The organism is Pseudomonas sp. GXZC, assembly GCF_026967615.1.
GTDB classification, from domain to species: Bacteria; Pseudomonadota; Gammaproteobacteria; order Pseudomonadales; family Pseudomonadaceae; genus Aquipseudomonas; species Aquipseudomonas azotoformans_A.
In genome coordinates this window covers 6,209,311-6,235,584 of record NZ_CP114115.1, presented here as the reverse complement: position 1 = coordinate 6,235,584, position 26,274 = coordinate 6,209,311, and the positions used below count along the sequence as shown (strand labels likewise).

Here is a 26,274-nt window from a genome sequence, read left to right as displayed (position 1 = left end):
CCCGTCGCGAAACCTACAGGGTCTTCGACATCCGGCCCGCCAGCAGCGCCCAGCCAAACAACCCCAGGCACAGAATGATCAACGGCCACGAACGCCATTGCAGGTAAGGGGTGAGGTTGTGCATCGGCACCACTTCACCGTAGAGAATGCCGCGTTCGAACTGCGGGATCTGCGCGGTGATCTGCCCGAATGGGTTGATCAAGCCGGTCACCCCATTGTTGGTGGCGCGGATCATCCAGCGCCCGGCTTCCAATGCACGCATCTGCGCCATTTGCAGGTGCTGCAACGGGCCGATCGAGCGGCCGAACCAGGTGTCGTTGCTGATGGTCAGCAGCAGATCGCTCTGGGCCGAGAGGCCGGCGGCGAACTCCGGGTAGACCACTTCGTAGCAGATGAACGGCGCGATCTGATAGCCCTTGGCCTGCAGCATTGCCTGGTCGGCAGGGCCGCGAGCGAAGTCCGACATTGGCAGATCAAAGAACGCAATCAGGCCGCGCAGCATGTCCTGCAGCGGCACGTACTCGCCAAACGGCACCAGCTTCTGCTTGAGGTAGGTGCCGTCGCCTTCGCCGACCACGGTGATGCCGTTGAAGTAGCGCTTCTGGTGATGCACTTCCTGGCGGATCGGTACGCCGGTGATCAGCGCGGTGTGCCGGTCGGCAGCGAACTTGCCCATCATGCCCAGGTAGCCTTCGACAGACTCCTTGAGCACCGGCACAGCGGTTTCCGGCCATACCAGCAGGTCGACGGGCTTGGAGCTGAAGCTCATGTCGCGGTACAACGCGAGCTGTGCGTTGAGCTGCTCCGGGTCCCACTTCATGCTTTGCTCGACGTTGCCCTGGATGGCGGCCACGGTCAGTGGCGCACCGGAGGGGCTGGTCCAGGCGTGATGCTTGAGCGCCAGGCCGATGGCCCAGGGCGCGACCAGCAGCACCAGGCCTGCGCCGATAAAGGCGTTGCGCTTGCCGGCCAGCAGGCGCGGCAGGTTGCACAGCAGCGCCGCCGTCAGTGCCAGGGCAAAGGAAATCAGCCACATGCCGCCCACGGGCGCCAAGCCCGTCAGCGGGCCGTCAAGCTGACTGTAACCGGAGTACAGCCACGGGAATCCCGTCAGGAACCAGCCGCGAAACGCTTCCTGGCCCACCCACAACGCCGCAAACGTCAGCGCATCCGCCAACGGGGCCTCATTGCGTCGCAACCAGCGCGCCCACAGCCAGGCGGGCAGGGCGAAGAACCAGGCGATGGCGGCGGTAAACAGCAGCATCAGGAAACCCGCCAGCAGCACCGAAGCACCGCCGAAGTGGTGGATGCTGTAGTAGATCCAACTGGTGCCAGCGCCGAACAGGCCGAAGCCGAAACACCAGCCGCGACCCAACGCCTGGCGCGGGCTCAGGTCCCGCAGCCCGACATAGAACAGGCCGACCGCTACCAGCGCAAACGGCCACAGGTCGAACGGCGCCAGCGCCAGGGTGGTGATGGCGCCGGCCACCACGGCCAGCAAATTACCGGGCCAGCCGGGGCGGGTTAGGCGCTGCATGTCATTCCTTAGCGGGCAATAGGTGTCAGGCGAATCAAGTGAATCCGGCGGCTGTCGGCATTCAGGATGCGGAAGCGATACGCGCCGATCTCGGTGGTCTCGTTACGTTTTGGCAGATGCCCGAACGCACTCATCACCAGGCCGCCCACGGTATCGAACTCGTCATCGGAGAATTCGCTGTCGAAGAACTCATTGAAGTTCTCGATCGGCGTCAGCGCCTTGATCAGGAAGTCACCGCTGGGCAGTGGCTTGATGTAGCTGTCTTCTTCGACGTCGTGTTCGTCTTCGATGTCGCCAACGATCTGTTCCAGCACGTCTTCAATCGTCACCAGGCCGGCCACGCCGCCGTATTCGTCGATCACGATGGCCATGTGATTGTGGTTGGCGCGGAATTCACGCAGCAACACGTTCAGGCGCTTGGACTCGGGCACGAAGGTGGCCGGACGCAGCAGGTCCTTGATGTTGAAGCTGTCGCCGTTCTCCTTGAGGATCAACGGCAGCAGGTCCTTGGCTAGCAGGACGCCCATGACGTCGTCATGGCTTTCACCGATCACCGGGTAGCGCGAGTGCGCCGAGTCGATCACGGCCGGGAGGAATTCCCGTGGGGTCTGGGTCGCCTTGATGCTGATCATCTGCGAGCGCGGGACCATGATGTCGCGTACTTGCAGGTCAGCCACCTGGATGGCGCCTTCGACGATGGCCAGCGCTTCGCTGTCCAGCAACTTGTTCTGATGGGCCTCGCGCAGCAGCTCAAGCAGCTCCTGGCGGTTTTTCGGCTCGTGGGCAAAAGCCTGGGTCAGTTTACCCAGCCATGACTTCTGCCCGTTGCTCGATCGGTCTTCGCTCATAGCGATTACTCTGAATCCTTTATTGTTACAGTTGAGTGTTTTTAAACTTCGTCGTCGGCATACGGGTCCGGATGACCCAATTCTGCTAGCAACGTTTGTTCCAGTGTTTCCATTTCCTCGGCTTCGTCATCGTCTATATGGTCGTAACCCAAGAGATGCAAGCAGCCGTGGATGACTAGATGGGCCCAATGGGCCTCAAGTTCCTTGCCTTGTTCCTTCGCCTCGCGCTCCACCACCGCGACACAGATAACCAGATCGCCCAGCAGCGGGATATCCAGCAGCTCATCCGGTACGTCGGCGGGAAATGACAGCACGTTGGTCGCGTAGTCCTTCTGGCGCCAGGTGTGATTCAGTTCGCGGCCCTCGGGCTCGTCCACCAGACGAATGGTCAGCTCCGAGTCGGCGGTGCGCTGGCGCAGGGCCAGGGCGCACCATTGGCGGAACTGCGCTTCGCTGGGGGCGGACGCATCGGTGGCCAGCTGCAGGTCAAGCTCAAGCATCGCGGCGAACGTCCTTGGACAGCCCGTCATCGCGGTGTTCAAAGCGCTCGTAGGCTTCGACAATGCGCTGCACCAGCGGGTGACGCACCACGTCCTTGGGCGAGAAGTGCGTGAAACTGATGCCCGGCACGTCCTTGAGCACTTCAATCACATGGCTCAAGCCCGACTTGGTGCCCTTGGGCAGGTCAACCTGGGTAATGTCGCCGGTGATAATGGCCGTGGAGCCAAACCCGATGCGGGTCAGGAACATCTTCATTTGCTCGACCGTGGTGTTCTGGCTTTCGTCGAGGATGATGAAACTGTTGCTCAAGGTGCGGCCGCGCATGTAGGCCAGCGGGGCGATCTCGATCACCTGGCGCTCGATCAGCTTGGCCACGTATTCAAAGCCGAGCATCTCGTACAGCGCGTCGTAGAGCGGGCGCAGGTACGGGTCGATCTTCTGGGCCAGGTCGCCAGGCAGGAAACCGAGTTTTTCGCCGGCCTCGACCGCTGGGCGCACCAGCAGGATGCGGCGTACTTGCTCACGTTCCAACGCGTCGACCGCGCAGGCCACGGCCAGGTAGGTCTTGCCGGTACCGGCGGGGCCGATGCCGAAATTGATGTCGTTACCGAGGATTGCCTTGACGTACTTCTGCTGATTCAAGCCCTTGGGGCGAATCATGCCTTTCTTGGTACGCAGGGCCACGCTGGCTTCAGCGACTGGGTTGTTGGCCAAGTCTTCCACAGCCGATTCCTGCAAATACAGGTGCACGATTTCTGGCGACAGCTCGCTACCCTTGGTTTCGCGGTAGAGACGGCGCAGCAGGTTTTCTGCAGATTGGGTGTGTTGGGCTTCACCAATGAGCTCGAACTGATTGCCGCGGTTGCGGATCTCGATGCCCAGGCGTTGTTCGATCAGGCGCAGGTGCTCGTCGAACTGTCCGCACAGGTTGGCGAAACGGAGAGCCTCAAAGGGCTCGAGAATAAAACGATGGGGTTCTGCTATGGGTGCGTTCAAGGTCGCTTTTAGCCGCCCTTTGGCTGTTGAGGTGAAATAGAGAATAACGCCAGCCGGCTGTGTGCGAAAGCACTTAAACGGCACATGTTGGCTGGCGATAATTCAAAGAGTGATTACGGGATCAACGACCCGCGCAGCGAATGGGGCTGTGCCGCGTCGATGTGCACATCGGCAAACTGGCCGATCAGGGTCGGATTATCGCAACGGAAGTTTACGATTCGGTTGTTCTCGGTACGGCCTTGCAGTTCGCCCGGGTCTTTTTTCGAGTAGTCGGTGACCAGGATGCGCTGGGTGGAACCGACCATTTGTCGGCTGATCTCGAAACCCTGCTGGTTCAAGCGGTGTTGCAGCGCGTTGAGGCGCTCTTTTTTCAGCGCTTCCGGGGTTTCATCCGCCAAGTCGGCCGCCGGCGTGCCGGGGCGCTGGCTGTAGACGAATGAGTAGGAGAAGTCGAAGCCGACGTCTTCGATGAGCTTCATGGTCTGCTGGAAGTCTTTCTCGGTTTCACCGGGGAAACCGACGATAAAGTCCGAGCTGATGCAGATACCCGGCACCGCCGCGCGCAATTTGCGCAGTTTGGATTTGTATTCCAGGGCCGTGTGGTTGCGCTTCATCGCCGCGAGGATGCGGTCCGAGCCCGATTGCACCGGCAGGTGCAGGTGCTTGACCAGTTCCGGCACTTCGGCGTGGGCCTGGATCAGGCTGTCGGAGAATTCCAGTGGGTGCGAGGTGGTGTAGCGGATACGCTCGATACCGTCCACGGCGGCGACCACGCGGATCAACTCCGCCAGGTCAGCGAGGCGGCCATCATGGGTCTGGCCGCGATAGCCATTGACGTTCTGGCCCAGCAGCGTCACTTCGCGCACGCCGTTTTCAGCCAGGTGGATGATTTCCGACAGCACGTCGTCAAATGGCCGGCTGACTTCTTCGCCACGGGTGTAGGGCACCACGCAGAAGGTGCAGTACTTGCTGCAACCTTCCATCACCGACACGTAGGCGCTCGGACCGTCAATGCGTGGCTCGGGCAAATGGTCGAATTTTTCTATTTCAGGGAATGACACGTCGACCTGGGGCAGCTTGGTAAAGCGCGCGGCGTCGATCATTTCCGGCAGACGGTGCAGGGTCTGCGGGCCGAACACCACGTCGACATAGGGCGCGCGGTCGCGAATGGCGGCACCTTCCTGGCTGGCCACGCAACCGCCGACGGCGATCACCATGTCCGGGTTGGCCAGTTTCAATTCGCGCCAGCGGCCCAGCTGGGAGTACACACGGTCCTGGGCCCGCTCGCGGATCGAGCAGGTATTGAGCAGGATCACGTCGGCATCTTCGGCGCGGGCGGTGACTTCCAGGGCCTGGTGTTCACCCAGCAGATCGACCATGCGCGAGCTGTCGTACTCGTTCATCTGGCAACCGTGGGTTTCGATGTAAAGCTTCTTGGCCATGGGAATCGTCAACTGGTGGTAAAGAACCGCGCATTATAGGGGGCATGCCCATTGGTTCCTAGCGTTGTGCATCGGGTGCCATGCTATAGTTCGCGCCCTCTTTTATATCCCCGATGTGTTATTCACCCACCATGACCAAACGTGAAGCTCCAATCTACAAGGTGATTTTCCTCAACCAGGGCCAGGTGTTCGAAATGTACGCCAAGCAGATCTATCAGAGCGATCTGTGGGGTTTCCTGGAGGTGGAAGAGTTCGTCTTTGGCGAGCGCACCCAGTTGGTCGTCGATCCGGGCGAAGAGAAGCTCAAGGCGCAATTCGAAGGCGTGGTGCGCAGCTTTGTGCCGATGCATTCGATTGTGCGCATCGATGAGGTCGAGCGTTTGGGCACGCCGAAGATCAGCGAAGCGCGTGGCACCAGCAATGTGATGCCATTTCCGATGCCGATGCCAGAGAAGTAAAGGCGCTGTCAGGGCAGGGGTGAGAAGGGCGAACGCCCGTCGGCACTCTGCAGTTCCTGAAGGTAATTGCGGAAGATCTGCCCCAACACCTGGGTCGCCACTTCCAATTCATCGCGCTGCATGTGCTCGGCGACTTCGTCGGCAGTGTCCAACGCGTCTTCGGCGCCGTTGACCGCGGCCATTTTCAGCACGATATACGCCTGGACGTTGTTGGCCGGCACGCCTTCGCCTTTGAAGAACATGGTGCCCAGCTTGAATTGAGCTTCGGCGTGGCCCTGCAGCGAGGCTTTCTCGAAGTAGCTCAAGGCCTTGTTGAGGTCGCGGGCGGGGTTTTTGCTGTCGTGGAAGTACTCGCCCAACTCGTATTGCGCCTGTGCATCCCCGCCGTCGGCCTGTTTCTGGCACGCGCTCAGGGCTTCGGCCTGGCTGTCTGGCTGGGTATTGAGGGTGCAACGACCCATCGCTGGGATTAACAACGAGTTGCCGCCTGCTTGTGCATGTGCCAGCAGCGGCTGAAGGAGCAACAGGCAGCCCAGAACCAGGGTGCGGCCGGTGCGTTTCATGGGAATCGACTTACCTCTGACGGGGCGCGCGGACCCTCGGGGGATCCAATAAGCGCGCATTATGAAATAAGCAGGCCTCTGCTTACAAAGTCTTTACTCGTTTTTCTGCTGCTTGGGCAAGTTATCTGCCGGATTGCAGGTGATTTCTCTAAAAAACGCGGAAATCTCTGTAAGCAAAGTAGCAAATCAGACACCGTTTGCGCGGTGCCTGATTTGTACGACCCATTATTTCAATGCGGCAAACGCGCGTTCGGCGGCATCGAGGGTCAGTTTCAGCTCGGCTTCGCCGTGGGCGATCGAGGTGAAGCCGGCTTCGAAAGCGCTTGGCGCCAGGTACACACCACCTTCCAGCATCAGGTGGAAGAAGCGCTTGAACAGATCGGCGTCACTGCCCATCACGTCATCAAAAGTGACGATATCGTCGGCGCCGCTGAAATACAGGCCGAACATCCCGCCCGCCTGGGTGGTGACAAACGGGATACCGGCGGCATCGGCACGCTGTTGCAGGCCGTCGAGCAGGCGCGTGGTGTAGTCGGTCAGCTCGGCGTGGAAGCCCGGGCGGCTGATCAGGCGCAGGGTGGTCAGGCCGGCGGCCATGGCCAACGGGTTACCCGACAAGGTGCCCGCCTGGTACACCGGGCCCAGTGGCGCGATGTGCTGCATGATGTCGCGCTTGCCGCCGAAGCAGCCCACCGGCATGCCGCCGCCGATGATCTTGCCGAAGGTGCTCAGGTCCGGCGTGACGCCGTAGTGAGCCTGGGCGCCGCCGAGGGCAACGCGGAAGCCGGTCATCACTTCGTCGAAAATCAACACCACGCCGTGCTTGTCGCACTGCTCGCGCAGGCCTTCGAGGAAGCCTGGCGCCGGGGGCACGCAATTCATGTTGCCGGCCACCGGCTCGACGATGATGCACGCCACGTCCTGGCCCACTTCATTGAGCATTTGCTCGACGGCGGCGATGTCGTTGAACGGCAGGGTCAGCGTGTGTTTGGCGAACGCCGCCGGCACACCGGCGGAGCTTGGCACGCCTTGGGTCAGCAGGCCGGAACCGGCTTTCACCAACAGGCTGTCGGAGTGGCCGTGGTAGCAGCCTTCGAACTTGATGATGCTGTCGCGGCCGGTGAAACCACGGGCCAGGCGGATCGCGCTCATGGTGGCTTCGGTGCCGGAGCTGACCATGCGCACCATTTCCATCGACGGCACGATCGAGCAGACCAGATCGGCCATCTCGGTTTCCATGGCGGTCGGCGCGCCGTAGGACAGGCCGTGTTCCAGTTGCTTGCGCACTGCGTCCAGCACGTCCGGGTGGCTATGGCCGAGGATCATCGGGCCCCAGGAGCCGACGTAATCCACATAGCGCTTGTCATCTTCGTCAGTGACGTAGGCGCCTTCGGCGTGCTTGAAGAACAGCGGCGTGCCGCCCACGCTCTTGAACGCACGCACGGGGGAGTTCACACCGCCGGGGATGTGTTTCTGGGCATTGGCAAACAGCGTTTCGGAACGGGACATGATCGGGCTCTCTTGAATCAAATCTGAAAAAGGGCGTTGAACGCACGGGCGCGGCGCGTGACTTCCTGGGTGCTGTCGGCGCCAAACAGGCCATGCACCACCGCCAGCAGGTCGGCGCCGTGGGCCACCAAGGGCTGGGCGTTCTCCAGGGTGATGCCGCCAATCACGCAGATCGGCAGCTGCAAACGTGTACGGGCCTGGGCCAGCATCTCTGTGGTGGCGGCCGGTGCGCCGGGCTTGGTGTTGGAATTGAAGAAGCGGCCGAAGGCGACATAACTGGCGCCTTCCTTGGCGGCCTGCTCGGCCAGCTCGATCTGGCTGTGGCAGGTGGAACCGATGATGGCTTTGGAGCCCAGCAGGGCGCGGGCCGGGGTCAGCGGGCCGTCGGTCTGGCCTAGGTGTACGCCAACGCCGAGGCGCGCGGCCAGTTCGGCGTCGTCGTTGATGATCAACTGGGTCTTGTAGCGCGAGCACAGCTCCCGCAGCTTTTCTGCTTCACGCAGGCGCCGGGCTTCGTCGCTGCTTTTGTCGCGGTATTGCAGCAGGGTCACGCCACCGTCCAACGCGGCTTCGACGTAGGCGAGGAATTTACCGGCCAACAGTTGGCTGTCGGTAATGGCGTAAAGGCCACGTAATTTCATCGGGCAGGCCCCTTGATCTTAAGAGCAGAAATCCAGCGGCAACCGGCGCGGTACGAACTGGCCCTGGCCGAGTTGTTCGGCGTCACGCAGGGTGCGCCAAGTGTAGTTGAGGGCCGATTGTACGGCGCTCACCAAGCCTTCGCCCTGGGCAATCCGACCGGACAATGCACTGGCCAACGTACAGCCCGAACCGTGATAGCTGCCGGGCAGGCGCTGGCAGGTAAAGGTCTGGCGCGTGCCGTCGCGGCTGTAGAGGCGGTTGTGCACTTCGTGCTCGTCGCCATGGCCGCCGGTGATCAGCAGGTGCTTGATGTACGGCAACAGTTTCTCGGCGCATTCGTCCGCCGTGCCTTCAGGCAGCTCCGCGAGGATGCGCGCTTCCGGCAGGTTGGGCGTGGCGATCAACGACAGCGGGAAAAGCCGCTCGCGCATTGCATAACCGACTTCGTCCTTGCCCAGGCTGCCACCGCCGCCAGCGCGCAGCACCGGGTCGCACACCACTGGCAGGTGCGGATGCGCTTGCAACAGTTCGACGACGGTGTCGACCATCGCGGTGGAGCCGAGCATGCCCAGCTTGACCGCCGCCACTTCGGAATCGCCGAGCACGGCATTGGCCTGGGCCAGTACCCACTCGCGGTCGAGCACGCGGAAATCGCTGACATTGACGGTGTTTTGCACGGTCAAGGCGGTGACGGCCGCAGCGGCATGGCAACCCTGGGCGAGCAGGGCTTCGATATCTGCCTGCAAGCCGGCGCCACCACTGGGGTCATGGCCGGAGAGACAGAGGACAACGGGACGAGAGCTGTAGATATTCATGGTGCGCGAGCTTACCACCAAACGCTTTTGGCGGGGCCGTCTGGCGATGGTTGAATTTTGCCATCGAAGTGACGCTTTTTTGGCGGTTTTACGGTCGATAAAAATCGCTGAAAGCCGCGTTCTAGAGCCTTTCAAAAAATTATTTCAATGGTGCCTAGTGGCCTTTAGCAGCTATGCTAGAGTGGATCCAAACGACTAACTGTATTGCCGGTGTACGTCTTCTCAAAAGGAATGGGGGGCTTTTTGACATAACCGGACAGGCCACGCTGGGGCTCTATGCGCTATTTGCTGATTTTATTGTTGTGCGGGCTGCCGCTGCTCGCCAACGCCATCGAGTTCAACCAGGACACGCGAAGCCTGCCGTTGGGCCGAGCCATGCAAGTGCTCGAAGACCCGACCGATGCCCTCACCATCGCGGATGTCAGTGCGCCGTCCGCCACTGCGCAGTTCAAACCCCACGATAAAGACACCCTGAATGCCGGCTACTCGCGCTCGGTGTTCTGGCTCAAGGTCAACCTGCAGTACCTGCCCACGAATCCCGAAGCGCAGCGCACCTGGTTGCTGGAGCTGGCGTACCCACCGCTCGACCATCTTGACCTCTACCTGCCCGACAACACCGGCACCTACCGCCTGGCCGGGCGCACCGGGGATGCGCTGCCGTTTTCCGCCCGTGAGATCCGCCAGAACAACTACCTGTTCAAGGTCGACTTCACGCCGGGCGAGGCAAAAACCCTGTACCTGCGCCTGCAAAGCGAAGGCTCGATCCAGGCGCCTCTGACGCTCTGGTCCAGCACCGCTTACCTGGAGCAACAGCCGCTGCGTCTGTATGTATTGGGCCTGATCTATGGCGTGTTGCTGGGGATGCTGGTCTACAACCTGTTCATCTACCTCAGCGTGCGCGACACCAGCTACCTCTATTACATCTTCTATATCGCCTCGTTTGGCATGTACCAGCTGTCGGTCAACGGTGCGGCGGTGGAGTATTTCTGGCCGAACAATCCCTGGTGGGCGAATGCCGCGACGCCATTCCTGATCGGCTCGGCGGCGTTGTTCGGCAGCCTGTTTGCGCGCAGCTTTTTGCACACGGCCCAGCACAGTCGTTGGATCAACCGGCTGCTGCTGGCGCTGGTGGCCTGCGGCGGTGTGGTGATGCTGCTGTCGTTGATGACCAGCTACGCCCTGGCGCTGCGCCTGGCCACCGGTTTGGCCCTGGTGTTTACCGTGACCATCTTCGTCGCGGCCATCAAGGCCTGGTACTGCGGGCAGCGCGTGGCGCGCTATTTCATCATCGCCTGGTCGGCGTTCTTGCTGGGCGGGGTGGTGAATACGCTGATGGTGCTGGGTTATCTGCCCAATGTATTCCTGACCATGTATGCCAGCCAGATCGGCTCGGCGATCGAAGTCGCGCTGCTGTCCCTGGCCCTGGCCGACCGCATCAATTCCATGCGCGAGCAACAGGCGCAGATCCTGTTCGATGCCAGTCAGAAGCTTGAAGTGCTCAACCAGCAATTGGCGCGCAGCAACCGTCTCAAGGATGAGTTCCTCGCCACCCTGACCCACGAACTGCGCACGCCCATGAACGGCGTGATCGGCTCCCTCGAACTGATGCAGACCGTGCCTCTGGACGCGGACCTGGCGCAATACCATCAAACCGCCGCCGGTTCGGCGCGGGACATGATGCGCATGGTCAACGGCATCCTCACCCTCACCGAACTGCAGGCCGGCCGCTTGAGCGCGCAACCCCAGGTGTTCAGCCTGCGCGGCACGCTCGACACCTTGCGCCAGCAGTTCACTGCCAGTGCCCAGAGCAAAGGTTTGGCGTTTTCCATCGATGTGGCGGACGAGTTGCCGGACCGCGTACTGGGCGACGTCGACAAACTGCTGCAGTGCCTGGATTGCCTGCTGGACAACGCGTTCAAGTTCACCCACGAAGGCGCGGTGCGCCTGCGCGTGGTCGGCGTGCCCCAGAGTGACGGTGGTTTGCGCTTGAGCTTTATCGTGACCGATACCGGTATCGGGTTTGCCTTCCTTGACGAGGCGACCCTGTATCAGCGGTTCTTCCAGCTGGATGGTTCCATGACCCGCGAGTACGGCGGCCTGGGTATCGGCCTGGCAATCTGCCGGCAACTGATCGAGCTGCTGGGCGGGCGTCTGACCCATCATTCCGAACCGCGCAAAGGTAGCCGTTTCCAGCTGGAAGTGGAGGTCAGCCCGCTAGCACCTGAATCCAAGCCTGCGCCGGATAAGCAGCGCGCACCTCAGGAGTGCTCGGTGCTGCTGGTGGACGACAACAGCGTCGGCCAACTGGTGGTGCGCGGCATGCTGCTCAAGCTCGGATACCGGGTGAAAACCGTGGACACCGGCCCGAACGCGTTGGCCGCCTTGCAAGCAGGAGATTTCGACGCGGTACTGTTGGATATTCCTGAAGGTGGTTTCTCGTTGTGCTGTCAGATCCGTGCTCTGCCTGGCTGCGGTGAGCTGCCGGTGATCGCTTTGAGTACGTCGCTGAATGTGTCAGAGCGCGAGCACTGTCATGGTATCGGCCTCTCTGAGCGCCTGGCCAAGCCTGTGCGTTTCGAGGCTTTGCAGGCGGTGTTGGCGCGTCGGTTGTTGTGTCCGGTAGAGGGCGAAAGCGCCGGACATTCGGCGGGTATGCCACTTTTTTAAGCCGTATGACGGTGCTTAACTGAAATTCAGGCCTCAATTGAACGTGGCCTTTTTCCAGGAGGCCCGTCATGAACCTGCATCAGTTTGCTGAAACCCACGACGTCACCAACCAGCCACCGTCCCTGGACGGCACCAACCTGTACCGTATCGATTTACCCCTGCAGGACTGGTCGCGCCGCTTTGGCGCGGGTTGGGCAGAGGCGCGTATCGATGCCTACGGTGCGCTGGCGGGTGGGCCGCTGATGGAAGCGGGGTTCCTGGCGAACCAGAACAAACCGGTGTTCAGCAGCCATGACCGTTATGGTCATCGCATCGACCTGGTGGAGTTTCACCCGGCTTACCACGAACTGATGCGCACCGCCGTCGAACATGGGTTGCCGTCGCTGCCTTGGGCGCATCCGCAGTCCGGCGCCCATGTGGCCCGCGCCGCCATGACCTACCTGCACAGCCAGGCTGAAGCCGGCACCGGTTGCCCGCTGACCATGACCTTCGCCTGTGTCCCGGCCCTGCGCTTGCAACCCGACCTTGCCAAGACCTGGCTGCCGAAAATCCTCAATACCCACTACGACCCGCGCAATGTCGGCATCGCCCACAAGGCCGGTGCCACTATCGGCATGGCCATGACCGAGAAACAGGGCGGCACCGACGTGCGCGCCAACACCACCCGTGCTTACCCGGTGGGCGCTGGCGGGCCGGGGCAACCCTATGAGTTGGTGGGCCACAAGTGGTTCTGCTCGGCCCCGATGTGCGATGCCTTCCTGACCCTGGCGCAAACCGACAAGGGGCTGACCTGCTTCCTGCTGCCCCGGCACCGCCCGGATGACACGCGCAACGAGTTCTACATCCAGCGCCTGAAAAACAAACTCGGCAACTGCTCCAATGCCTCCAGCGAAGTGGAGTTCCGTGGCGCCCTGGCTTGGATGATCGGTGAAGAAGGGCGTGGCGTGCCGACCATCATCGAGATGGTTGCCATGACCCGCTTCGATTGCATGGTCGGCTCCAGTGCATTGATGCGCCAGGCGCTGACCCAGGCCAGCCATCATTGTGCCCACCGCTCGGTGGGGGGCCGGGTACTCAGTGAGCAACCCTTGATGCAAAACGTGCTGGCGGACCTGGCGCTGGAAAGCGAATCCGCGCTGGCCCTGAGCATGCGCATGGGCAGGGCCCTGGATAACCTGGGCGATGAGCAGGAAGCCAAGTTCGCCAGGCTGGTGACGGCGGTGGGCAAGTATTGGATCTGCAAACGCGCCCCGGCCATGATCAACGAAGCCGCCGAGTGCATGGGCGGTGCCGGGTACGTCGAGGACAGCATCTTGCCGCGCCTTTACCGTGAGGCACCGGTGAACTCGACGTGGGAAGGTTCCGGCAACGTGCAATGCCTGGACGTGCTGCGCGCCTTGTCGAAAGAGCCGGGCGTGCTGGAGACGTTGTTTGTCGAACTGGGGGATGGGCACGGCGACCGGCTGCTGGCGCGGCATATCGAACAGCTGAAGTCGGCGTTCATGGACACCCAGGACATTCAATACCGCGCGCGGCAGCTCACCGAAGACATCGCGGTGGCATTGCAGGCCAAGCTATTGCTGGAAGCCGGCAATGCAGCGGTCAGCGATGGGTTTATCGCCAGTCGTTTGGGTGAATCGTCCGGTCGGGTGTATGGCACGTTGCCGCGAGGTGTGGATGTAGCGGCGATTGTCGCCAGGTCCACACCTTGTTGATTGCATTCAAAGTTTGCGTCTGACGGGGATACAGGCAAGATAAAGGCCTGCACGTCAGAACACAGGATGCTTACCGTGACCGAAGCTTTTGTTGTCGTTCAAACCGCCGAAGAAGCCGTGGATCGGCTGGCGGCCCTGCATGAGCGCGCCACGGGCGCGCTCAATCAAGCCCTCAAGCAATATCTGAAGGACCGCGTCGAACCCGACGCCGAGCAACGTGCGCTGTTTCGCTACCCGGAACTGCGCCTGACCTACCACTGCCACGGCGAAGTCCCACAGACCACTCGCGCATATGCCAAGGTTCAGTTGCCGGGAACCTACAGCGTTACCGTCACCCATCCTGCGGCGTTCCGTAAATACCTGCTGGAGCAACTGGTGCCGCTGATGCACGACTTCACCGTGACAGTGGAAGTCGGCGTCAGCCAGCAGAACATCCCGTACCCGTACGTGGTGGAGCAGGGCGATGAACTGGCCGGCTCCGGCGTGACCGCAGCGACCCTGGCCCGTGTGTTCCCGAGTACCGACCTGTCGGCCGCCACCGATGGCATTGCCGATGGCCTGTACGACTGGGAAAACACCGACCCGCTGCCCCTGGCACTGTTCGATGCCGCGCGCGTGGACTTTTCCCTGCGCCGCCTGGTGCACTACACCGGCAGCGACTGGCGCCATGTGCAGCCGTGGATCCTGCTGACCAACTACCACCGTTATGTCGACCAGTTCATCCTGCATGGCCTGGAGCAACTGCGCAGTGACCCGCGTTTTATCCGCATGGTGTTGCCGGGCAACGTGGTGATCGACAAGAGCATGGACCATGGCGAGGCCTCCGCCATTGCTGCCGGGGTGGTGTGGCATCGCTACCAGATGCCGGCCTATCACTTGCAAGCCACTGACGGCCACGGCGTGACGTTGGTCAACATTGGCGTCGGCCCGTCCAACGCGAAGAACATCACCGACCACCTGGCCGTGCTGCGTCCGCATTGCTGGCTGATGATCGGCCACTGCGGCGGCCTGCGCCAATCCCAGACCATCGGCGACTATGTACTGGCTCATGCCTACATGCGCCGCGACGGGATTCTCGACCGTGTAGTGCCGCCGAACATCCCGATCCCGGCCCTGGCCGAAGTGCAGATGGCCTTGCAGCAAGCGGCGGCCAACGTCACCGGCGAAAAAGGCGAAGAACTGAAAAAACGCCTGCGCACCGGCACCGTACTGACCTACGACGACCGCAACTGGGAACTGCGCTGGGCCCAGGAGCGGCCGCTGATCAACCTGTCCCGCGCCGTGGCCGTGGACATGGAAAGCGGCACTATCGCCGCTCAGGGTTATCGCTTGCGGGTGCCGTACGGTACGTTGCTGTGTGTTTCGGACAAACCGCTGCACAGCGAGATCAAGCTGCCGGGTTCGGCCAACGCGTTCTATGAGCGCGCGGTGAGCCAGCACTTGAAGATCGGCATCGAGGCGGTGGATTTGTTGCGCACCGAACTCAATTCGCTGCACTCGCGCAAACTGCGCAGCTTCGACGAGCCGCCGTTCCGCTAAGCGGTTGGGATGGTCATTTAACGGTCAGGCCACTAGCATTGTCGGTCCTGACCGTTAGATGTTCCTTTGCCATGTCCCGTCCCACCCGTCCCGATTCGCGCCGCCCTGGTGTGAAACCTCCGTATTCCGCCGCGCGGCGTGTCGCCAAGGCGCCACCGGCCGAGCCGAAATTGATCCTGTTCAATAAACCCTTCGACGTGCTGACCCAGTTCAGCGACGAAGGCGGGCGCGCGACGCTCAAAGATTTCATCGACATTCCCGGCATCTACCCGGCGGGCCGTCTGGACCGTGACAGCGAAGGCTTGTTGCTGCTGACCAACGATGGCCAGTTGCAAGCGCGGATTGCCGACCCCAAGCACAAGCTGGCGAAAACCTATTGGGTGCAGGTGGAAGGCGAACCGACCGAAGAGCAACTGCAACGCCTGCGCGATGGCGTCGAGTTGAATGATGGCAAAACCTTACCGGCCGAAGCGCGGCAGTTGGATGAGCCCGAGTTATGGCCACGCAACCCGCCGGTGCGCTTTCGCAAAAACATACCGACATACTGGCTTGAATTGGTGATTCGCGAGGGGCGTAACCGCCAGGTACGGCGCATGACCGCTGCCGTGGGGTTGCCTACCTTGCGCCTGGTGCGGGTGCGCATTGGCGAGTGGACGATCGACGGCCTGGATCAAGGCCAGTGGAAGGAAGTACCGGCGCGCTTATAAGGCGCCGGACTCGATCAGGCCGATCACCACGCTCTTGATGATGAACGCGGCCACGCCCAGGCCCAACACGAAGAACAGAATAAACGAGCCAAAACGCCCGGCCTTGGACTTCTTCGCCAGGTCCCAGACGATAAAGCCCATGAAAATGATCAGGATCGTGACCAGGCCGGTCATCATCCATTCTTCAAAGAGGGCGGGGTCGATGTTGTTCATGGGGGCTTCCGACAGGGCAAGAGGGCAGTATATGGCAGCGTCAAAGGCGCAACATTGACCTGAGTCGGTCGCGGTCAATGTGGGAGCTGGCTTGCCTGCGATGCAGGAACTCGGTGTGCCAGTAAAACCGAGGTGATGCTATCGCAGGCAAGCCAGCTCCCACATTGTTTCGTGTTGATCTCAGGTGCGCAGGTGCGTCAGCGGCAATTCTGTGCTGTTGAGCACCTGGTTCAGCACAAAGCTGGAGCGTACGCTGGTCACGCCTTCAATGCGGGTCAGGTGTCCCAGCAGCAGTTTCTGGTAGTGGTCCATGTCCGGCACCACTACTTTCAGCTGATAGTCCGCATCCATCCCTGTCACCAAACTGCATTCCAGCACCTGGGGCAGGGTGCGGATCGCCGCTTCGAAATTCTCGAAACGTTCGGGCGTGTGGCGGTCCATGCCGATCAATACATAGGCGGTCAGGCTCAGGCCGAGCATCTTGCGGTCGAGCAAGGCGACCTGGCGGGCGATGTAACCGTCGTCCTCCAACTGCTTGACCCGGCGCGAGCACGGTGACGGCGACAAGCCGATGCGTTCGGCCAGCTCCTGGTTGGAGATCCGCGCATCACGTTGCAATTCCGCCAAAATACTCAGGTCGTATCGGTCAAGCTTGCTCATTGGGTTGGCCTTTGTCGTAACTATTGCGGTTAATTATCCATGAAGGGTTAAAAATTGCGCAAGCACTGTTTATTGACGCAATCTTCGCAATCATCTGCCGGACGCTGGCGGGTATCTTTATCAACAGAATCACCGCCTGGACAACAGTCCAAAGCAGCCCGCCCAATCAGGCCCGCTGCGGCCGCCACCCCAGCAGGGTTGAGCCGGCCTCCAGGCTGCACACTGTCCACAAGACGGCGTGAGGTGAGCCAACGTCAAAAGCGTTGAGCCAGGACGAAGTTCTCAAGGGGTGGCCGACGGGTCACCCCTTTTCTTTTGCCTGCTGATAACCTGTCCGAGAACCGGGCCTGGCTTTTCCAGTCTCATGGACAGGCCCTAATCCGCAGTGAGGAATAGCATGAAGCGCATCTGGCGTTTGGCAGGTGTAGGTTTGCTGATGGTCACCGTTGGCGCCCAGGCAGTGGCCGACGAACGGGACAACGGGCCGCGCGGTGAGGGCGGTGGTCAGCATGAAAGAGGGCCGGAGGGCGGACGGCCAGGGGGCGGTAACGAACAGCCGCGTCCGCAGAACAATCAGCCACGGCCGGAAAACAACCAGCCACGCCCGCAGAATCAGCATTTTGATCGCGCAGGCCAGAACGGTGGTGGTCAATGGCAAGGGCGTCCACAAGGCAATGAGCAGGGGCGGCCAGTTCAGCAGCCACAACCGCAGCCTTCAAATAACCTGCCGATCCAGAGTCGCCCCGACACGGTGCGCCAGACCCAGGAACCACGCCAGGGCTATTACCGCGACATCCCTCGACGCAATGACGGCAACCAGCACTGGGAAGCCGGCGGCCCAGGCTCACGTCCCGGTAACAATGGCGGTGGGTACAACAATGGCAATGGTCATCCCGGCGACAACCGCTGGCCCGGTCGCCCAGACGGCCATGGCAACGGTTGGGGCCCAGGCCCGCAACATCGCCCCGGTTATGTGATCGACCGTTTCCCTGATCGCAATTACCGCGTGCCTTACCGTGGCCAGGATTACTTCTACTCCGGCGGTTATTGGTACCGGCCGCAAGGCCCGCGCTACGTGGTGGTGACGCCGCCCTATGGCATCCGTGTGCATTACCTGCCGGACTACGCCCGTGAAGTGTGGATCGGCAGCGCGCTGTTCTTCCTCGCGGCAGGCTCCTACTACACCTACGAAAGCAGCTCCCAGCAATACGTGGTGGTGCAACCGCCCGCCGCCGTCCCAGCACCGCAGCCCGCGCCCCAAGGCAATGGCTATGACGTGGTGGCGTATCCGGCCAACGGCCAGTCGCCGGCCCAGGTGCAGCAGGACGGTTATGATTGTTATCGCTGGGCCGTGCAGCAAAGTGGCTTAGACCCGCAGCAAGTCACCTACGCCCCCGATCCGGCGGTGGTGCAAACCTACCGCCAGGCCCAGGGCAACTGCTTGAGCAGTCGTGGTTATCAGGTGCAGTACTAGGTTTTATTGCCGGTGACCACTTCCCGCGGGTCGGCGTGCACCAGCACTTCGGCACGCGGGTAAGCCTTGTGAATGGCATCGGCGGCCTGGTCGCTGATGCCGTGGGCCACTGACAGCGTCAATTCCCCCGGCAATTCCAGGTGCAGCTGCACAAACCAGTGGCTGCCGGAAATCCGCGTGCGCAAATCATGCGCGCCCAAGACGCCCGGCACGCCACGGGCCAGTTCCAGCATGTGCTGGCTGACGTCCGGTGGCAGTTCTTCATCCATCAATACCGCAAAGCTTTCACGGGCGATCTGGATGGCGCTCCACAAAATGTAGGCGGCAATGCCCAGGCCGAACCAAGCGTCGACCTGATGGTAGCCAAACCCCGCCAGCACCAGCGCCACCAGGATGCTGCCGTTGAGCATCAGGTCGGAGCGGTAGTGCAATGAGTCCGCGCGCACGGCGTTGGAGCCGGTTTCGCGGATCACCCGGTGTTGCAGCATCAGCAACGCCACGGTCAGCACCAGGGAAAACACGATCACGCCAATGCTCAACCACGGCGCGCCCACCGGTTCCGGGTGTTGCAGACGCTGATAGGCCTGGAACGCGATCAACACCGCACTGCCACCGATAAACAGCGCCTGGGCCATGCCCGACAGCGACTCCGCCTTGCCGTGCCCATAACGGTGATCGTCATCGGCCGGGCGCAGGGCGTAATGCACTGCCAGCAGGTTCAGCAGCGAGGTCACGCCGTCCAGCAGCGAGTCGGTCAACCCGGCGAGCATGCTCACCGAGCCGCTGAGCCACCAGGCGATGGCCTTGGTGATAATCAGCGCACAAGCCACGCCCACCGAGGCGCGAGTGGCCAGGCGCAGGAGCCTGGCGTGTTCGGGACTGCTGGTCATAGGCGGCTCGGATCCTTAAGCGGCGGGTTGCAGGCCCAGGCTGGCGAGCTGTTGTACGCTGCCCTTGAACTGGATCATGCGCGGGTCGTCCAGCGGCAGGCTGCGGCCGGTTTCCTTCTGGATGATGCTTTGCAGCTTGGCGTTGTCGACCTTGCCGTCGGCGCCGATGGCTTCGTGAAGTTTTTGCGGGTCGACCTGGGCGGTCTTGCCCGGTTCGAAGTAGATAGCGCCGGTGGCGAAGTCCACGCCGAACGCGATCAGGCCAGGGATCACATAGAACAGCAGGCCCACGGCGTCGAGCACGGCGATGGTCGGGTCGATCTTGCCATCGATCTGGCCACGGCGGTCCGGGTAGAAGATCGAACCGCAGGCCGTCAGTTGGCTCAGCAGGGTGACGGCGAGGACACCGCCAATGACACGGGAAGCGATACGCATGGAGACTCTCCTGAACACGGTTGATACGGGACTATATAGCAACGGCCTTGAGACCATCGTCGGCACTCGGCAGTTCGCCGTTATACTCGCCGCTCTGCTTTGGAGCCAGTATGAATTCGTTGCCGATTGATGAAGTTTTACCTGCACTGCGTGACGCCTTGGCGAATCGCCATGAAGCCGTGCTCGAAGCGCCCCCCGGCGCCGGTAAAACCACCCGCGTGCCCTTGGCATTATTGAACGAACCCTGGCTGGCCGGGCAGACCATCCTGATGCTCGAACCCCGCCGTCTCGCAGCCCGTGCGGCGGCCGAACGCCTGGCCAGTGAGTTGGGTGAAAAGGTCGGTGAAACCGTCGGCTATCGCATTCGTCTGGACAGCAAAGTCGGCCCCAATACGCGCATCGAAGTGGTCACCGAAGGCATCCTCACGCGCCGCCTGCAGGATGACCCGGCGCTGGATGGCGTGGGTTTGCTGATCTTCGACGAGTTCCACGAACGCAGCCTCGACGCCGACCTGGCACTGGCCCTGAGCCTCAACGGCCGCGAACTCTTTCGCGACGATCAACCGCTGAAAATCCTGCTGATGTCCGCCACCCTTGAAGGCGAGCGCCTGGCCAGTCTGCTCGACGACGCGCCGATCCTGCGCAGCGAAGGCCGCATGTTCCCTGTGCAGATGCGCTGGGGGCGCCCCTATCAACCCGGTGAATTCATCGAACCGCGTGTGGTGCAGACGATTCTCGAAGCCCTGCATGATGAAACCGGCAGCGTGTTGGTGTTCCTGCCGGGGCAGGCGGAGATTCGTCGGGTCAACCAGCAACTGGCCGACGCCCTCGGTGAGCGCGCCGATGTGCTGTTGTGCCCACTGCATGGCGAACTGGACCTCAACGCCCAACGCGCCGCCATCGACCCGGCCCCGGCCGGCAAACGCAAAGTGGTGCTGGCGACCAACATCGCCGAGACCAGCCTGACGATCAACGGCGTGCGCGTGGTGATCGACGCCGGGTTGGCGCGGGTGCCGCGTTTCGACCCCGGCAGCGGCATGACCCGCCTCGACACCCAACGTATCTCCCGCGCCAGCGCCACCCAGCGCGCCGGCCGGGCAGGGCGCCTGGAGCCGGGCGTGTGTTATCGCCTGTGGTCCGAAGACCAGCACGAAGGCCTGGCTGCCTACGGCAGTGCGGAAATCCTCGCCGCCGACCTGGCCGGCCTGGCCTTGCAACTGGCGCGCTGGGGCGTCACGCCCAATCAACTGGTGTGGCTGGATGTGCCTCCGACCGCCGCGTATGCCCAGGCCCAGGATTTGCTGGTGCGCCTCGGTGCGTTGAATGAAGAAAAACTGACCGCCCATGGGCAGAAAATGGCCGAGCTGCCGGCCCATCCGCGTATCGCCCACCTGCTGCTGCGCGGCCAGGATCTTGGGTTGGCCGCGACGGCGTGCGACGTGGCTGCCTTGCTGGGAGAGCGCGATATCTTGCGCGGTGGTGGTGCGGATTTGCACAGTCGGTTGGCGCTGTTGTCCGGCGAAGAACGCGCACGCGGCACCCAAGGCGGCGTGCAGCGGGCCAAGCAACTGGCGCGACAATATCGCGGTTACTTGAGAGGCCAGGCGACTCAAGCCGTTGCCGACCCCGATCACCCGCGCTGGCTCGGCGCCTTGCTGGCGCTGGCCTACCCGGATCGCGTCGCCCAGCAGCGTCGCCCCGGTGGCGCTGAATATCGCCTGGCCAATGGCCGCGCGGCGCTGTTCGCCGAGGCCGACAGCCTGATGAAACAAGCCTGGCTGGTCATCGCTGACCTGGGCAGCCGCCAGGGCCAGCGTGAAGAGCGCATCTACCTGGCGGCGGATTTTGATCCGGCGCTGTTCGACACGGTGCTGGCCGAACAAGTGCGCAATGTCGACCAGCTGGATTGGGACGAACGCGAAGGCGTCCTGCGCGCCGAACGCCAACGCAAAGTCGGTGAACTGGTGCTCAGCCGCGAACCGCTGACCGGCCTCGAGGAGTCCGCCCGCAGCCAGGCGCTGGTCAACCTGGTCCGCCGCAAAGGCCTGGAACTGCTGCCGTGGACGCCGGAGCTGCGCCAATGGCAGGCCCGCGTTATGTTGCTGCGCCAACTCGACGCCGGTAAAACCAGCGAATGGCCGGATATCAGTGACAAGGCGTTGCTCGCCAGCCTCGAACACTGGCTGATGCCCTACCTGGGCAAAGTCTCGCGCTTGAGCCATTTCGCCAACCTGGATATCTCAAGCTTCCTGCACAACCTGCTGCCCTGGCCGCTGCCCCAACGTTTGGATGAACTGGCGCCGCAACATGTGAAAGTGCCGTCGGGTTCGTCGGTGCGTCTGGACTACAGCGAACAGCCGCCGATCCTGGCGGTGCGTTTGCAGGAACTGTTCGGGCTGGCCGACACCCCGCGCATTGCTGGCGGCCGCCAAGTGGTGAAGCTGCATTTGCTATCCCCGGCGCGGCGGCCGGTGCAGGTCACGCAGGATCTGGCGAACTTCTGGCGCAGTACTTATGCCGAGGTGAAGAAGGATTTGAAGGGGCGGTACCCCAAGCACTATTGGCCAGATGATCCGTTGGTGGCCGAGGCGACGGCGCGGATCAAACCGCGCAAGTGACTATTGCGCGGCCGGTAGCAGGAACCGCGCAATCACCGGCAAATGGTTGGAAATACGCAACGTATCCTCCTGCCGCACCTTGGCTTCCACCCGCTTGATCCTTGGGCTGTAGAACAGATAATCCAGCGTGCGATCCGGCCCGTCCACGCTCGGGTCGTTGGGGAAGTGCGTCAGCCATTGCTCACGATCAATCCCGCTGGATTGGCTGTTGCTCGGGATCATCGGGTATTTGTCCCACAGCAGATGCAGCTCGCTGTCCGGCGAATACTGCCCGCGCTTGGTGGCGTCCAGGCGCAGGAATTGGCCGAGGGGCAGCAGGTTGAAGTCCCCGCCGATCAGCCAGGGTGTGCCACGGCCTTCGAATTTATCCAGCAGTTTGACCGTGGTTTTGACCTGTTCCAGCACCGCACTGCGGCCAGGGGCATCGCCGTCCAGGCGGGTGTTGAGCACCGCCAGTTGGCCACCGTCGCTTAGGGGCAGGTAAGTCAGCAGCAAAGCCGGCTTGGGTTGGAACTGGCGGCTGATGATATTGGCCTCGGGCGCCGGCAGTTGCAGGCGTTCGGCGTGTTCGATCTGGTAACGGCTCAGGGTCGCCAGTTTGCGACCGACGCTGCCGAAGATATGCAGGTTTGGCACGAAGTCGGCTTTCCAGTCGAAGGCCTGGGCGCTGCACGGGTAGAGGTCGACCAGGCGCTCCTGCAAAAGGGCCAGTTGGTCCTGGTAGTGAGAAGGCTTGGCGTTTTCGTCGAGTTCCTGCAGCAGCAGGATGTCGGGTTGTTCGTCGCGGATCACCCGCGCTACTTCGTCGAGGCTGGCGGCCATGTCTTCCACGGTGGGGCGGTCGTCGGGGCCGCTGCCGTCGGCGGTGTCGTACCAGAACACGTAGTTCTTGCCGGCCAGGTATTGCACGTTCCAGGTCATGACCTTGAGCGCTTGCCCCGGCAACAGCGTGGGCGCGCGGGGTGCGACGCAGCTCACCGGCAGGGTTTCCTTCGCCTCGGGGCGCCAGGTCAGGCTGTAGATCAGGGCGGTGAGCAGGCCTGCGATGATCAGCAGGCCCGACAAGGTGATGCGCAATAAACGGGTCATCGGCTCGGCTTATAGCGTTTCAGAGGTGGCACGGAGCATATCACCGCGCGTCGGCATCGCCACCGATCAGCATGAATAAACGGAACAGCACCACGCTGGTAAACAACTGCAGGAAGCTGTGGGCGCTGTCCAGAAACAGCCCCAGCAGCGGCGCGGGCGTTGGATAGGCCGCGACGCTGGCGCCTTTGAGCAACCACAGCGGCGTCATCACGCACAGCAGGCACACCAGGATCAGCCAGAAATGCCCACGGCTCAGGCGGAAACTTTCCTTCATAGCCTCCAACGCCGGCATGCCGCGCAGCACCAGCAAGTACTCGGCAAACGCCAGTACCACCATCAGCCACAGCCCCGGCAGGAAATAAAGCGACAGCCCCAGCAGAATCAGCAGCGTGCTCATGGCCGTCAGCAGGGCGAAGCGCGGCCATAGCGTGAGGGCCATGGCCCACACATCTTTAGTGCGCGGCGATTCGCCACGGGTGCGAGCATCCAGAAACAGGATCAGCGCGCCGGTATACAGCGGGTACACCAGCAACCCCACCACCACGCTATAGCCGGGAAACGCATCCGGGCCGACGACGTGGTTGAGCACCTGTTGCAACAGGGCTTCGAAAATCACCAACGGCAGACACAGTTGGACGATGGCGCCCAGGTTGCGTTGGGTGAAACGGAAGGAGTCGCGCAGCACGTCTAACGGATTCATCAAGTTCATCGCAGGCCTGAAAGCAAGGGCAACACTTTAACCGATCATCACCGGAGGTAAGCAAACGTAAACCTTGAGTAAAGACCATTGAAACAACTCGTAACACCCCCATAACTAGAACGGCGCCTGATTAAAGGCGAGACCACGATTTCTACCGGCAATCTAACGAGGTCGCCATGAACAGCGAAGAGCAAACCCTGATCGATGGACTGTTTTCACGGTTGCAACAAGCCGAAACGGACTCAGCCCCCCGCGACGCCCAGGCCGAAGCGCGGATCAAGGAGCACATGACGCGCCAACCGGCGGCCGGGTATTACATGACCCAGTCGATTTTGGTGCAGGAACATGCGCTCAAGAGCCTCGACGCGCAGAACAAGCAGCAGGCGCAACAGATCCAGCAATTGCAGGACGAGCTGCAGCGGGCTAAATCCGCGCAGCCTGCTCCGGCGAGCAGCGGTGGTTTCCTGTCGAGCATCTTTGGCGGTGGCGGTTCCCGTGATCAGCAGCCGGCTCAAAGTGCACCGCCGTCTTCCGGTGGCGGCTGGCGCGAACCGGCGCGGCCTGGGTTCAGCCAGCCTGCACCGCAGCAGAATTATCAACAACCTGCTCCGGCCGCTCCGGTGGGCAGTGGCTTTCTCGGCGGCGCGATGAAAACTGCTGCCGGCGTTGCCGGTGGTGTGCTGCTGGCCGAAGGCATCAGCAGCCTGTTCAACCACCACTCGCAACAGCCGCAAGTCGTGGAAGAAATCATCCGCGAAGAGCCAGCGCCTGCCAGTGACAACGGCAACTGGGGCAACGACGACCAGAAGTACGCCGGCAATGACAGCTGGGGCAGCAACAACTCGGACAGCTTTGCCGACAGCGATTATTCCGACGACTCTTCTTCCTTCGGCGACGACGATTCCTTCGTCTGACCCACGCAGACCGGGGCGGCTAGTCGCCCCGGTCTGATTTTTCCCGGAAACCTTCTCGCGGCTGGCATACTGGCACCCTTTCCGGGCCCTGGCGCCTGGCTGTCATGAGGAAGTGCGGTGAAGAAAATTGCAGTGTTCGCCGATGTGCAAAACCTCTATTACACCGTCCGCCAGGCCTATGGTTGCCACTTCAACTACGCCGCGCTGTGGGCTGACATCAGCTCGCGCGGGCAGATCGTCGAGGCGTACGCGTATGCCATCGACCGTGGCGACAGCAAGCAGCAGCAATTCCAGCAGATCCTGCGCAACCTGGGCTTCACGGTAAAACTCAAACCCTACATCCAGCGCAGCGACGGCTCGGCCAAGGGCGACTGGGACGTGGGTATCACCATTGACATCATGGACGCCGCCGACCACGTCGACGAAATCGTGCTGGCCTCCGGCGACGGTGATTTCGACATGCTGCTCGACCGGGTTATCCACAAGCATGGCGTCGAAGCCGTGGCTTATGGTGTACCAGGGCTGACGGCCAATTCATTGATACGCGCCGCCAGCCGTTATGTGCCGATCGAAGGCGCGTTGTTGCTCAAATAAATGCCAAGACGGAGTTGGAACAGGTTTGGAACGTATAGCGGTCATCGACTTTGAAACCACCGGCATCACCCCGAGCAGCCACTGCCGGGCCACGGAAATCGCGGTGGTCATCCTTGAGCGTGGCCAGATCGTGGACCGCTACCAGAGCCTGATGAAAACTGGCGTGCATGTGCCCGCGTTCATCGAACAACTCACCGGCATCAGCAACGCCATGCTGCGCAGCGCGCCGCCGGCGGAGCGGGTGATGAATGAGGTCAATGAGTTCGTCGGCGTCACACCGTTGCTGGCGCACAACGCCGCGTTCGACCAGAAGTTCTGGGATTACGAGCTGGGTCTGATTCGCCGCACCCGTTTGCAGAAGTTCGCCTGTTCGCTGCTACTGGCCCGCCGCCTGATGCCATCGGCGCCGAATCACAAACTCGGCACCCTGAATGCGTTCGCCGAGTTGCCCCACACCGGCAAGGCCCACCGGGCGATGGCGGATGCGGAGATGGCGGCCAACCTCACGGCCCATTTGGCCCAAGAGCTGCGTGGTACGCATGGCTTGCGTGAACTGTCCCACGACCTGCTGTGCACCTTGCAGAAAGTGCCGGCGGCGAAGATCAATGAGCACCTGAAGAAGCATCGCGGGTTCTAGAACCCCGTAAACAGAGAATCTGTGCCGAGCGGGCTTTCTGTGGCAAATGGGCTTTTTTGTGGCGAGCGGGCTTGCCCCGCGTTGGGCTGCGAAGCAGCCCCCAATCCAATA

At 61.9% G+C, this 26,274-nt stretch carries 25 protein-coding genes; 10 read left to right on the top strand and 15 right to left on the bottom strand.

Annotated features, from left to right (window positions below; genetic code table 11):
- Positions 1-13 precede the first annotated feature (13 nt).
- The 5 genes from lnt to miaB all read right to left on the bottom strand — a co-directional run bounded on the left by lnt (position 14) and on the right by miaB (position 5,324).
- On the bottom strand, positions 14-1,537 hold the full coding sequence (lnt, locus tag OZ428_RS29415; RefSeq protein WP_269132106.1) for an apolipoprotein N-acyltransferase: 1,524 nt from the start codon (positions 1,535-1,537) through the stop codon (positions 14-16).
- An 8-nt stretch (positions 1,538-1,545) separates the two neighbouring features.
- A complete protein-coding gene (locus OZ428_RS29410; RefSeq protein WP_010206772.1) occupies positions 1,546-2,385 on the bottom strand; it encodes an HlyC/CorC family transporter in 840 nt (279 codons plus the stop codon).
- A gap of 41 nt (positions 2,386-2,426) precedes the next feature.
- The gene (gene ybeY, locus OZ428_RS29405; RefSeq protein ID WP_269132105.1) at positions 2,427-2,885 is read right to left on the bottom strand and encodes an rRNA maturation RNase YbeY; all 459 of its coding nucleotides are present in this window, start codon (positions 2,883-2,885) and stop codon (positions 2,427-2,429) included.
- Positions 2,878-3,882 (bottom strand): PhoH family protein, encoded by a 1,005-nt coding sequence (locus OZ428_RS29400; RefSeq protein WP_061434298.1) that lies wholly within the window; start codon positions 3,880-3,882, stop codon positions 2,878-2,880. Before OZ428_RS29400 ends, ybeY begins: the two co-directional genes overlap by 8 nt.
- Before the next feature lie 113 nt (positions 3,883-3,995).
- Positions 3,996-5,324 (bottom strand): tRNA (N6-isopentenyl adenosine(37)-C2)-methylthiotransferase MiaB, encoded by a 1,329-nt coding sequence (miaB, locus tag OZ428_RS29395; protein ID WP_038847522.1) that lies wholly within the window; start codon positions 5,322-5,324, stop codon positions 3,996-3,998.
- Between the two features lie 131 nt (positions 5,325-5,455).
- Between miaB and OZ428_RS29390 the strand changes: the two genes are divergently transcribed.
- Entirely contained in the window at positions 5,456-5,782 is a 327-nt protein-coding gene (locus OZ428_RS29390; RefSeq protein WP_003194436.1) for a DUF1820 family protein, read from the top strand.
- Positions 5,783-5,790: 8 nt separating this feature from the next.
- Here OZ428_RS29390 and OZ428_RS29385 read toward each other — a convergent pair whose 3' ends face one another.
- The 4 genes from OZ428_RS29385 to OZ428_RS29370 form a co-directional block, all read right to left on the bottom strand.
- Complete coding sequence (locus tag OZ428_RS29385; RefSeq protein ID WP_033896451.1) at positions 5,791-6,345, bottom strand: tetratricopeptide repeat protein; 555 nt, start codon at positions 6,343-6,345, stop codon at positions 5,791-5,793.
- Between the two features lie 225 nt (positions 6,346-6,570).
- On the bottom strand, positions 6,571-7,854 hold the full coding sequence (hemL, locus tag OZ428_RS29380) for a glutamate-1-semialdehyde 2,1-aminomutase (protein WP_033896452.1): 1,284 nt from the start codon (positions 7,852-7,854) through the stop codon (positions 6,571-6,573).
- 17 nt (positions 7,855-7,871) lie between these two features.
- Positions 7,872-8,495 carry a thiamine phosphate synthase gene (gene thiE / locus OZ428_RS29375; protein WP_033896453.1) on the bottom strand — a complete coding sequence of 208 codons (624 nt, stop codon included), beginning with the start codon at positions 8,493-8,495 and terminating at the stop codon, positions 7,872-7,874.
- Positions 8,496-8,513: 18 nt separating this feature from the next.
- A complete protein-coding gene (locus OZ428_RS29370; protein ID WP_038847526.1) occupies positions 8,514-9,311 on the bottom strand; it encodes a hydroxymethylpyrimidine/phosphomethylpyrimidine kinase in 798 nt (265 codons plus the stop codon).
- Positions 9,312-9,587: 276 nt separating this feature from the next.
- Between OZ428_RS29370 and OZ428_RS29365 the strand changes: the two genes are divergently transcribed.
- From OZ428_RS29365 to OZ428_RS29350, 4 genes are all read left to right on the top strand, one after another.
- Positions 9,588-11,978 (top strand): hybrid sensor histidine kinase/response regulator, encoded by a 2,391-nt coding sequence (locus tag OZ428_RS29365; protein ID WP_269132104.1) that lies wholly within the window; start codon positions 9,588-9,590, stop codon positions 11,976-11,978.
- Between the two features lie 68 nt (positions 11,979-12,046).
- Positions 12,047-13,693 (top strand): acyl-CoA dehydrogenase family protein, encoded by a 1,647-nt coding sequence (locus OZ428_RS29360; RefSeq protein WP_269132103.1) that lies wholly within the window; start codon positions 12,047-12,049, stop codon positions 13,691-13,693.
- A gap of 66 nt (positions 13,694-13,759) precedes the next feature.
- Complete coding sequence (gene amn, locus OZ428_RS29355; protein ID WP_162240105.1) at positions 13,760-15,232, top strand: AMP nucleosidase; 1,473 nt, start codon at positions 13,760-13,762, stop codon at positions 15,230-15,232.
- Positions 15,233-15,303: 71 nt separating this feature from the next.
- Positions 15,304-15,939, top strand: coding sequence for a pseudouridine synthase (locus OZ428_RS29350; protein WP_033896458.1), 636 nt, complete (start codon positions 15,304-15,306; stop codon positions 15,937-15,939).
- Here the strand turns inward: OZ428_RS29350 and OZ428_RS29345 are convergent.
- Together OZ428_RS29345 and OZ428_RS29340 are read right to left on the bottom strand one after the other, a co-directional pair.
- Positions 15,934-16,143, bottom strand: a complete 210-nt coding sequence (locus tag OZ428_RS29345; RefSeq protein WP_025999909.1) for a DUF2788 domain-containing protein — start codon at positions 16,141-16,143, stop codon at positions 15,934-15,936. The two genes, OZ428_RS29350 and OZ428_RS29345, sit on opposite strands and share 6 nt — an antisense overlap.
- Before the next feature lie 189 nt (positions 16,144-16,332).
- Positions 16,333-16,812, bottom strand: a complete 480-nt coding sequence (locus OZ428_RS29340; protein ID WP_003194418.1) for an Lrp/AsnC family transcriptional regulator — start codon at positions 16,810-16,812, stop codon at positions 16,333-16,335.
- 397 nt (positions 16,813-17,209) lie between these two features.
- Between OZ428_RS29340 and OZ428_RS29335 the strand changes: the two genes are divergently transcribed.
- Positions 17,210-18,286, top strand: a complete 1,077-nt coding sequence (locus OZ428_RS29335; protein WP_269132102.1) for a DUF6515 family protein — start codon at positions 17,210-17,212, stop codon at positions 18,284-18,286.
- Here OZ428_RS29335 and OZ428_RS29330 read toward each other — a convergent pair.
- On the bottom strand, positions 18,283-19,176 hold the full coding sequence (locus OZ428_RS29330; RefSeq protein ID WP_033896460.1) for a cation diffusion facilitator family transporter: 894 nt from the start codon (positions 19,174-19,176) through the stop codon (positions 18,283-18,285). The genes OZ428_RS29335 and OZ428_RS29330 overlap by 4 nt on opposite strands.
- 15 nt (positions 19,177-19,191) lie before the next feature.
- On the bottom strand, positions 19,192-19,611 hold the full coding sequence (locus OZ428_RS29325) for a hypothetical protein (RefSeq protein WP_010206751.1): 420 nt from the start codon (positions 19,609-19,611) through the stop codon (positions 19,192-19,194).
- A gap of 110 nt (positions 19,612-19,721) precedes the next feature.
- Between OZ428_RS29325 and hrpB the strand changes: the two genes are divergently transcribed.
- A complete protein-coding gene (gene hrpB / locus OZ428_RS29320) occupies positions 19,722-22,229 on the top strand; it encodes an ATP-dependent helicase HrpB (RefSeq protein ID WP_269132101.1) in 2,508 nt (835 codons plus the stop codon).
- On the opposite strand, the gene OZ428_RS29315 is transcribed toward hrpB, so the two are convergent.
- Positions 22,230-23,318, bottom strand: a complete 1,089-nt coding sequence (locus OZ428_RS29315; protein WP_269132100.1) for an endonuclease/exonuclease/phosphatase family protein — start codon at positions 23,316-23,318, stop codon at positions 22,230-22,232.
- A gap of 40 nt (positions 23,319-23,358) precedes the next feature.
- Positions 23,359-24,018, bottom strand: coding sequence for a YciC family protein (locus OZ428_RS29310; RefSeq protein WP_095017489.1), 660 nt, complete (start codon positions 24,016-24,018; stop codon positions 23,359-23,361).
- Between the two features lie 176 nt (positions 24,019-24,194).
- Here OZ428_RS29310 and OZ428_RS29305 point away from each other — a divergent pair, with 176 nt between their 5' ends.
- From OZ428_RS29305 to OZ428_RS29295, 3 genes are all read left to right on the top strand, one after another.
- Positions 24,195-24,932 carry a DUF2076 domain-containing protein gene (locus OZ428_RS29305; protein WP_269132099.1) on the top strand — a complete coding sequence of 246 codons (738 nt, stop codon included), beginning with the start codon at positions 24,195-24,197 and terminating at the stop codon, positions 24,930-24,932.
- A gap of 117 nt (positions 24,933-25,049) precedes the next feature.
- A complete protein-coding gene (locus OZ428_RS29300; RefSeq protein ID WP_033896500.1) occupies positions 25,050-25,526 on the top strand; it encodes a LabA-like NYN domain-containing protein in 477 nt (158 codons plus the stop codon).
- Between the two features lie 25 nt (positions 25,527-25,551).
- Positions 25,552-26,163 (top strand): 3'-5' exonuclease, encoded by a 612-nt coding sequence (locus OZ428_RS29295; protein ID WP_269132098.1) that lies wholly within the window; start codon positions 25,552-25,554, stop codon positions 26,161-26,163.
- The last annotated feature ends 111 nt before the right edge of the window (positions 26,164-26,274 follow it).

Coding starts and splice junctions, on each gene's coding strand:
- miaB (WP_038847522.1), bottom strand. CDS start 5,324: ATGGCCAAGAAGCTTTACATCGAAACCCACGGTTGCCAGATGAACGAG.
- OZ428_RS29350 (WP_033896458.1), top strand. CDS start 15,304: ATGTCCCGTCCCACCCGTCCCGATTCGCGCCGCCCTGGTGTGAAACCT.
- hemL (WP_033896452.1), bottom strand. CDS start 7,854: ATGTCCCGTTCCGAAACGCTGTTTGCCAATGCCCAGAAACACATCCCC.
- OZ428_RS29385 (WP_033896451.1), bottom strand. CDS start 6,345: ATGAAACGCACCGGCCGCACCCTGGTTCTGGGCTGCCTGTTGCTCCTT.
- amn (WP_162240105.1), top strand. CDS start 13,760: ATGCTTACCGTGACCGAAGCTTTTGTTGTCGTTCAAACCGCCGAAGAA.
- OZ428_RS29315 (WP_269132100.1), bottom strand. CDS start 23,318: ATGACCCGTTTATTGCGCATCACCTTGTCGGGCCTGCTGATCATCGCA.
- OZ428_RS29370 (WP_038847526.1), bottom strand. CDS start 9,311: ATGAATATCTACAGCTCTCGTCCCGTTGTCCTCTGTCTCTCCGGCCAT.
- OZ428_RS29360 (WP_269132103.1), top strand. CDS start 12,047: ATGAACCTGCATCAGTTTGCTGAAACCCACGACGTCACCAACCAGCCA.
- OZ428_RS29390 (WP_003194436.1), top strand. CDS start 5,456: ATGACCAAACGTGAAGCTCCAATCTACAAGGTGATTTTCCTCAACCAG.
- OZ428_RS29340 (WP_003194418.1), bottom strand. CDS start 16,812: ATGAGCAAGCTTGACCGATACGACCTGAGTATTTTGGCGGAATTGCAA.
- OZ428_RS29335 (WP_269132102.1), top strand. CDS start 17,210: ATGAAGCGCATCTGGCGTTTGGCAGGTGTAGGTTTGCTGATGGTCACC.
- hrpB (WP_269132101.1), top strand. CDS start 19,722: ATGAATTCGTTGCCGATTGATGAAGTTTTACCTGCACTGCGTGACGCC.
- ybeY (WP_269132105.1), bottom strand. CDS start 2,885: ATGCTTGAGCTTGACCTGCAGCTGGCCACCGATGCGTCCGCCCCCAGC.
- OZ428_RS29410 (WP_010206772.1), bottom strand. CDS start 2,385: ATGAGCGAAGACCGATCGAGCAACGGGCAGAAGTCATGGCTGGGTAAA.
- lnt (WP_269132106.1), bottom strand. CDS start 1,537: ATGCAGCGCCTAACCCGCCCCGGCTGGCCCGGTAATTTGCTGGCCGTG.
- OZ428_RS29325 (WP_010206751.1), bottom strand. CDS start 19,611: ATGCGTATCGCTTCCCGTGTCATTGGCGGTGTCCTCGCCGTCACCCTG.
- OZ428_RS29310 (WP_095017489.1), bottom strand. CDS start 24,018: ATGAATCCGTTAGACGTGCTGCGCGACTCCTTCCGTTTCACCCAACGC.
- OZ428_RS29305 (WP_269132099.1), top strand. CDS start 24,195: ATGAACAGCGAAGAGCAAACCCTGATCGATGGACTGTTTTCACGGTTG.
- OZ428_RS29365 (WP_269132104.1), top strand. CDS start 9,588: ATGCGCTATTTGCTGATTTTATTGTTGTGCGGGCTGCCGCTGCTCGCC.
- OZ428_RS29330 (WP_033896460.1), bottom strand. CDS start 19,176: ATGACCAGCAGTCCCGAACACGCCAGGCTCCTGCGCCTGGCCACTCGC.
- thiE (WP_033896453.1), bottom strand. CDS start 8,495: ATGAAATTACGTGGCCTTTACGCCATTACCGACAGCCAACTGTTGGCC.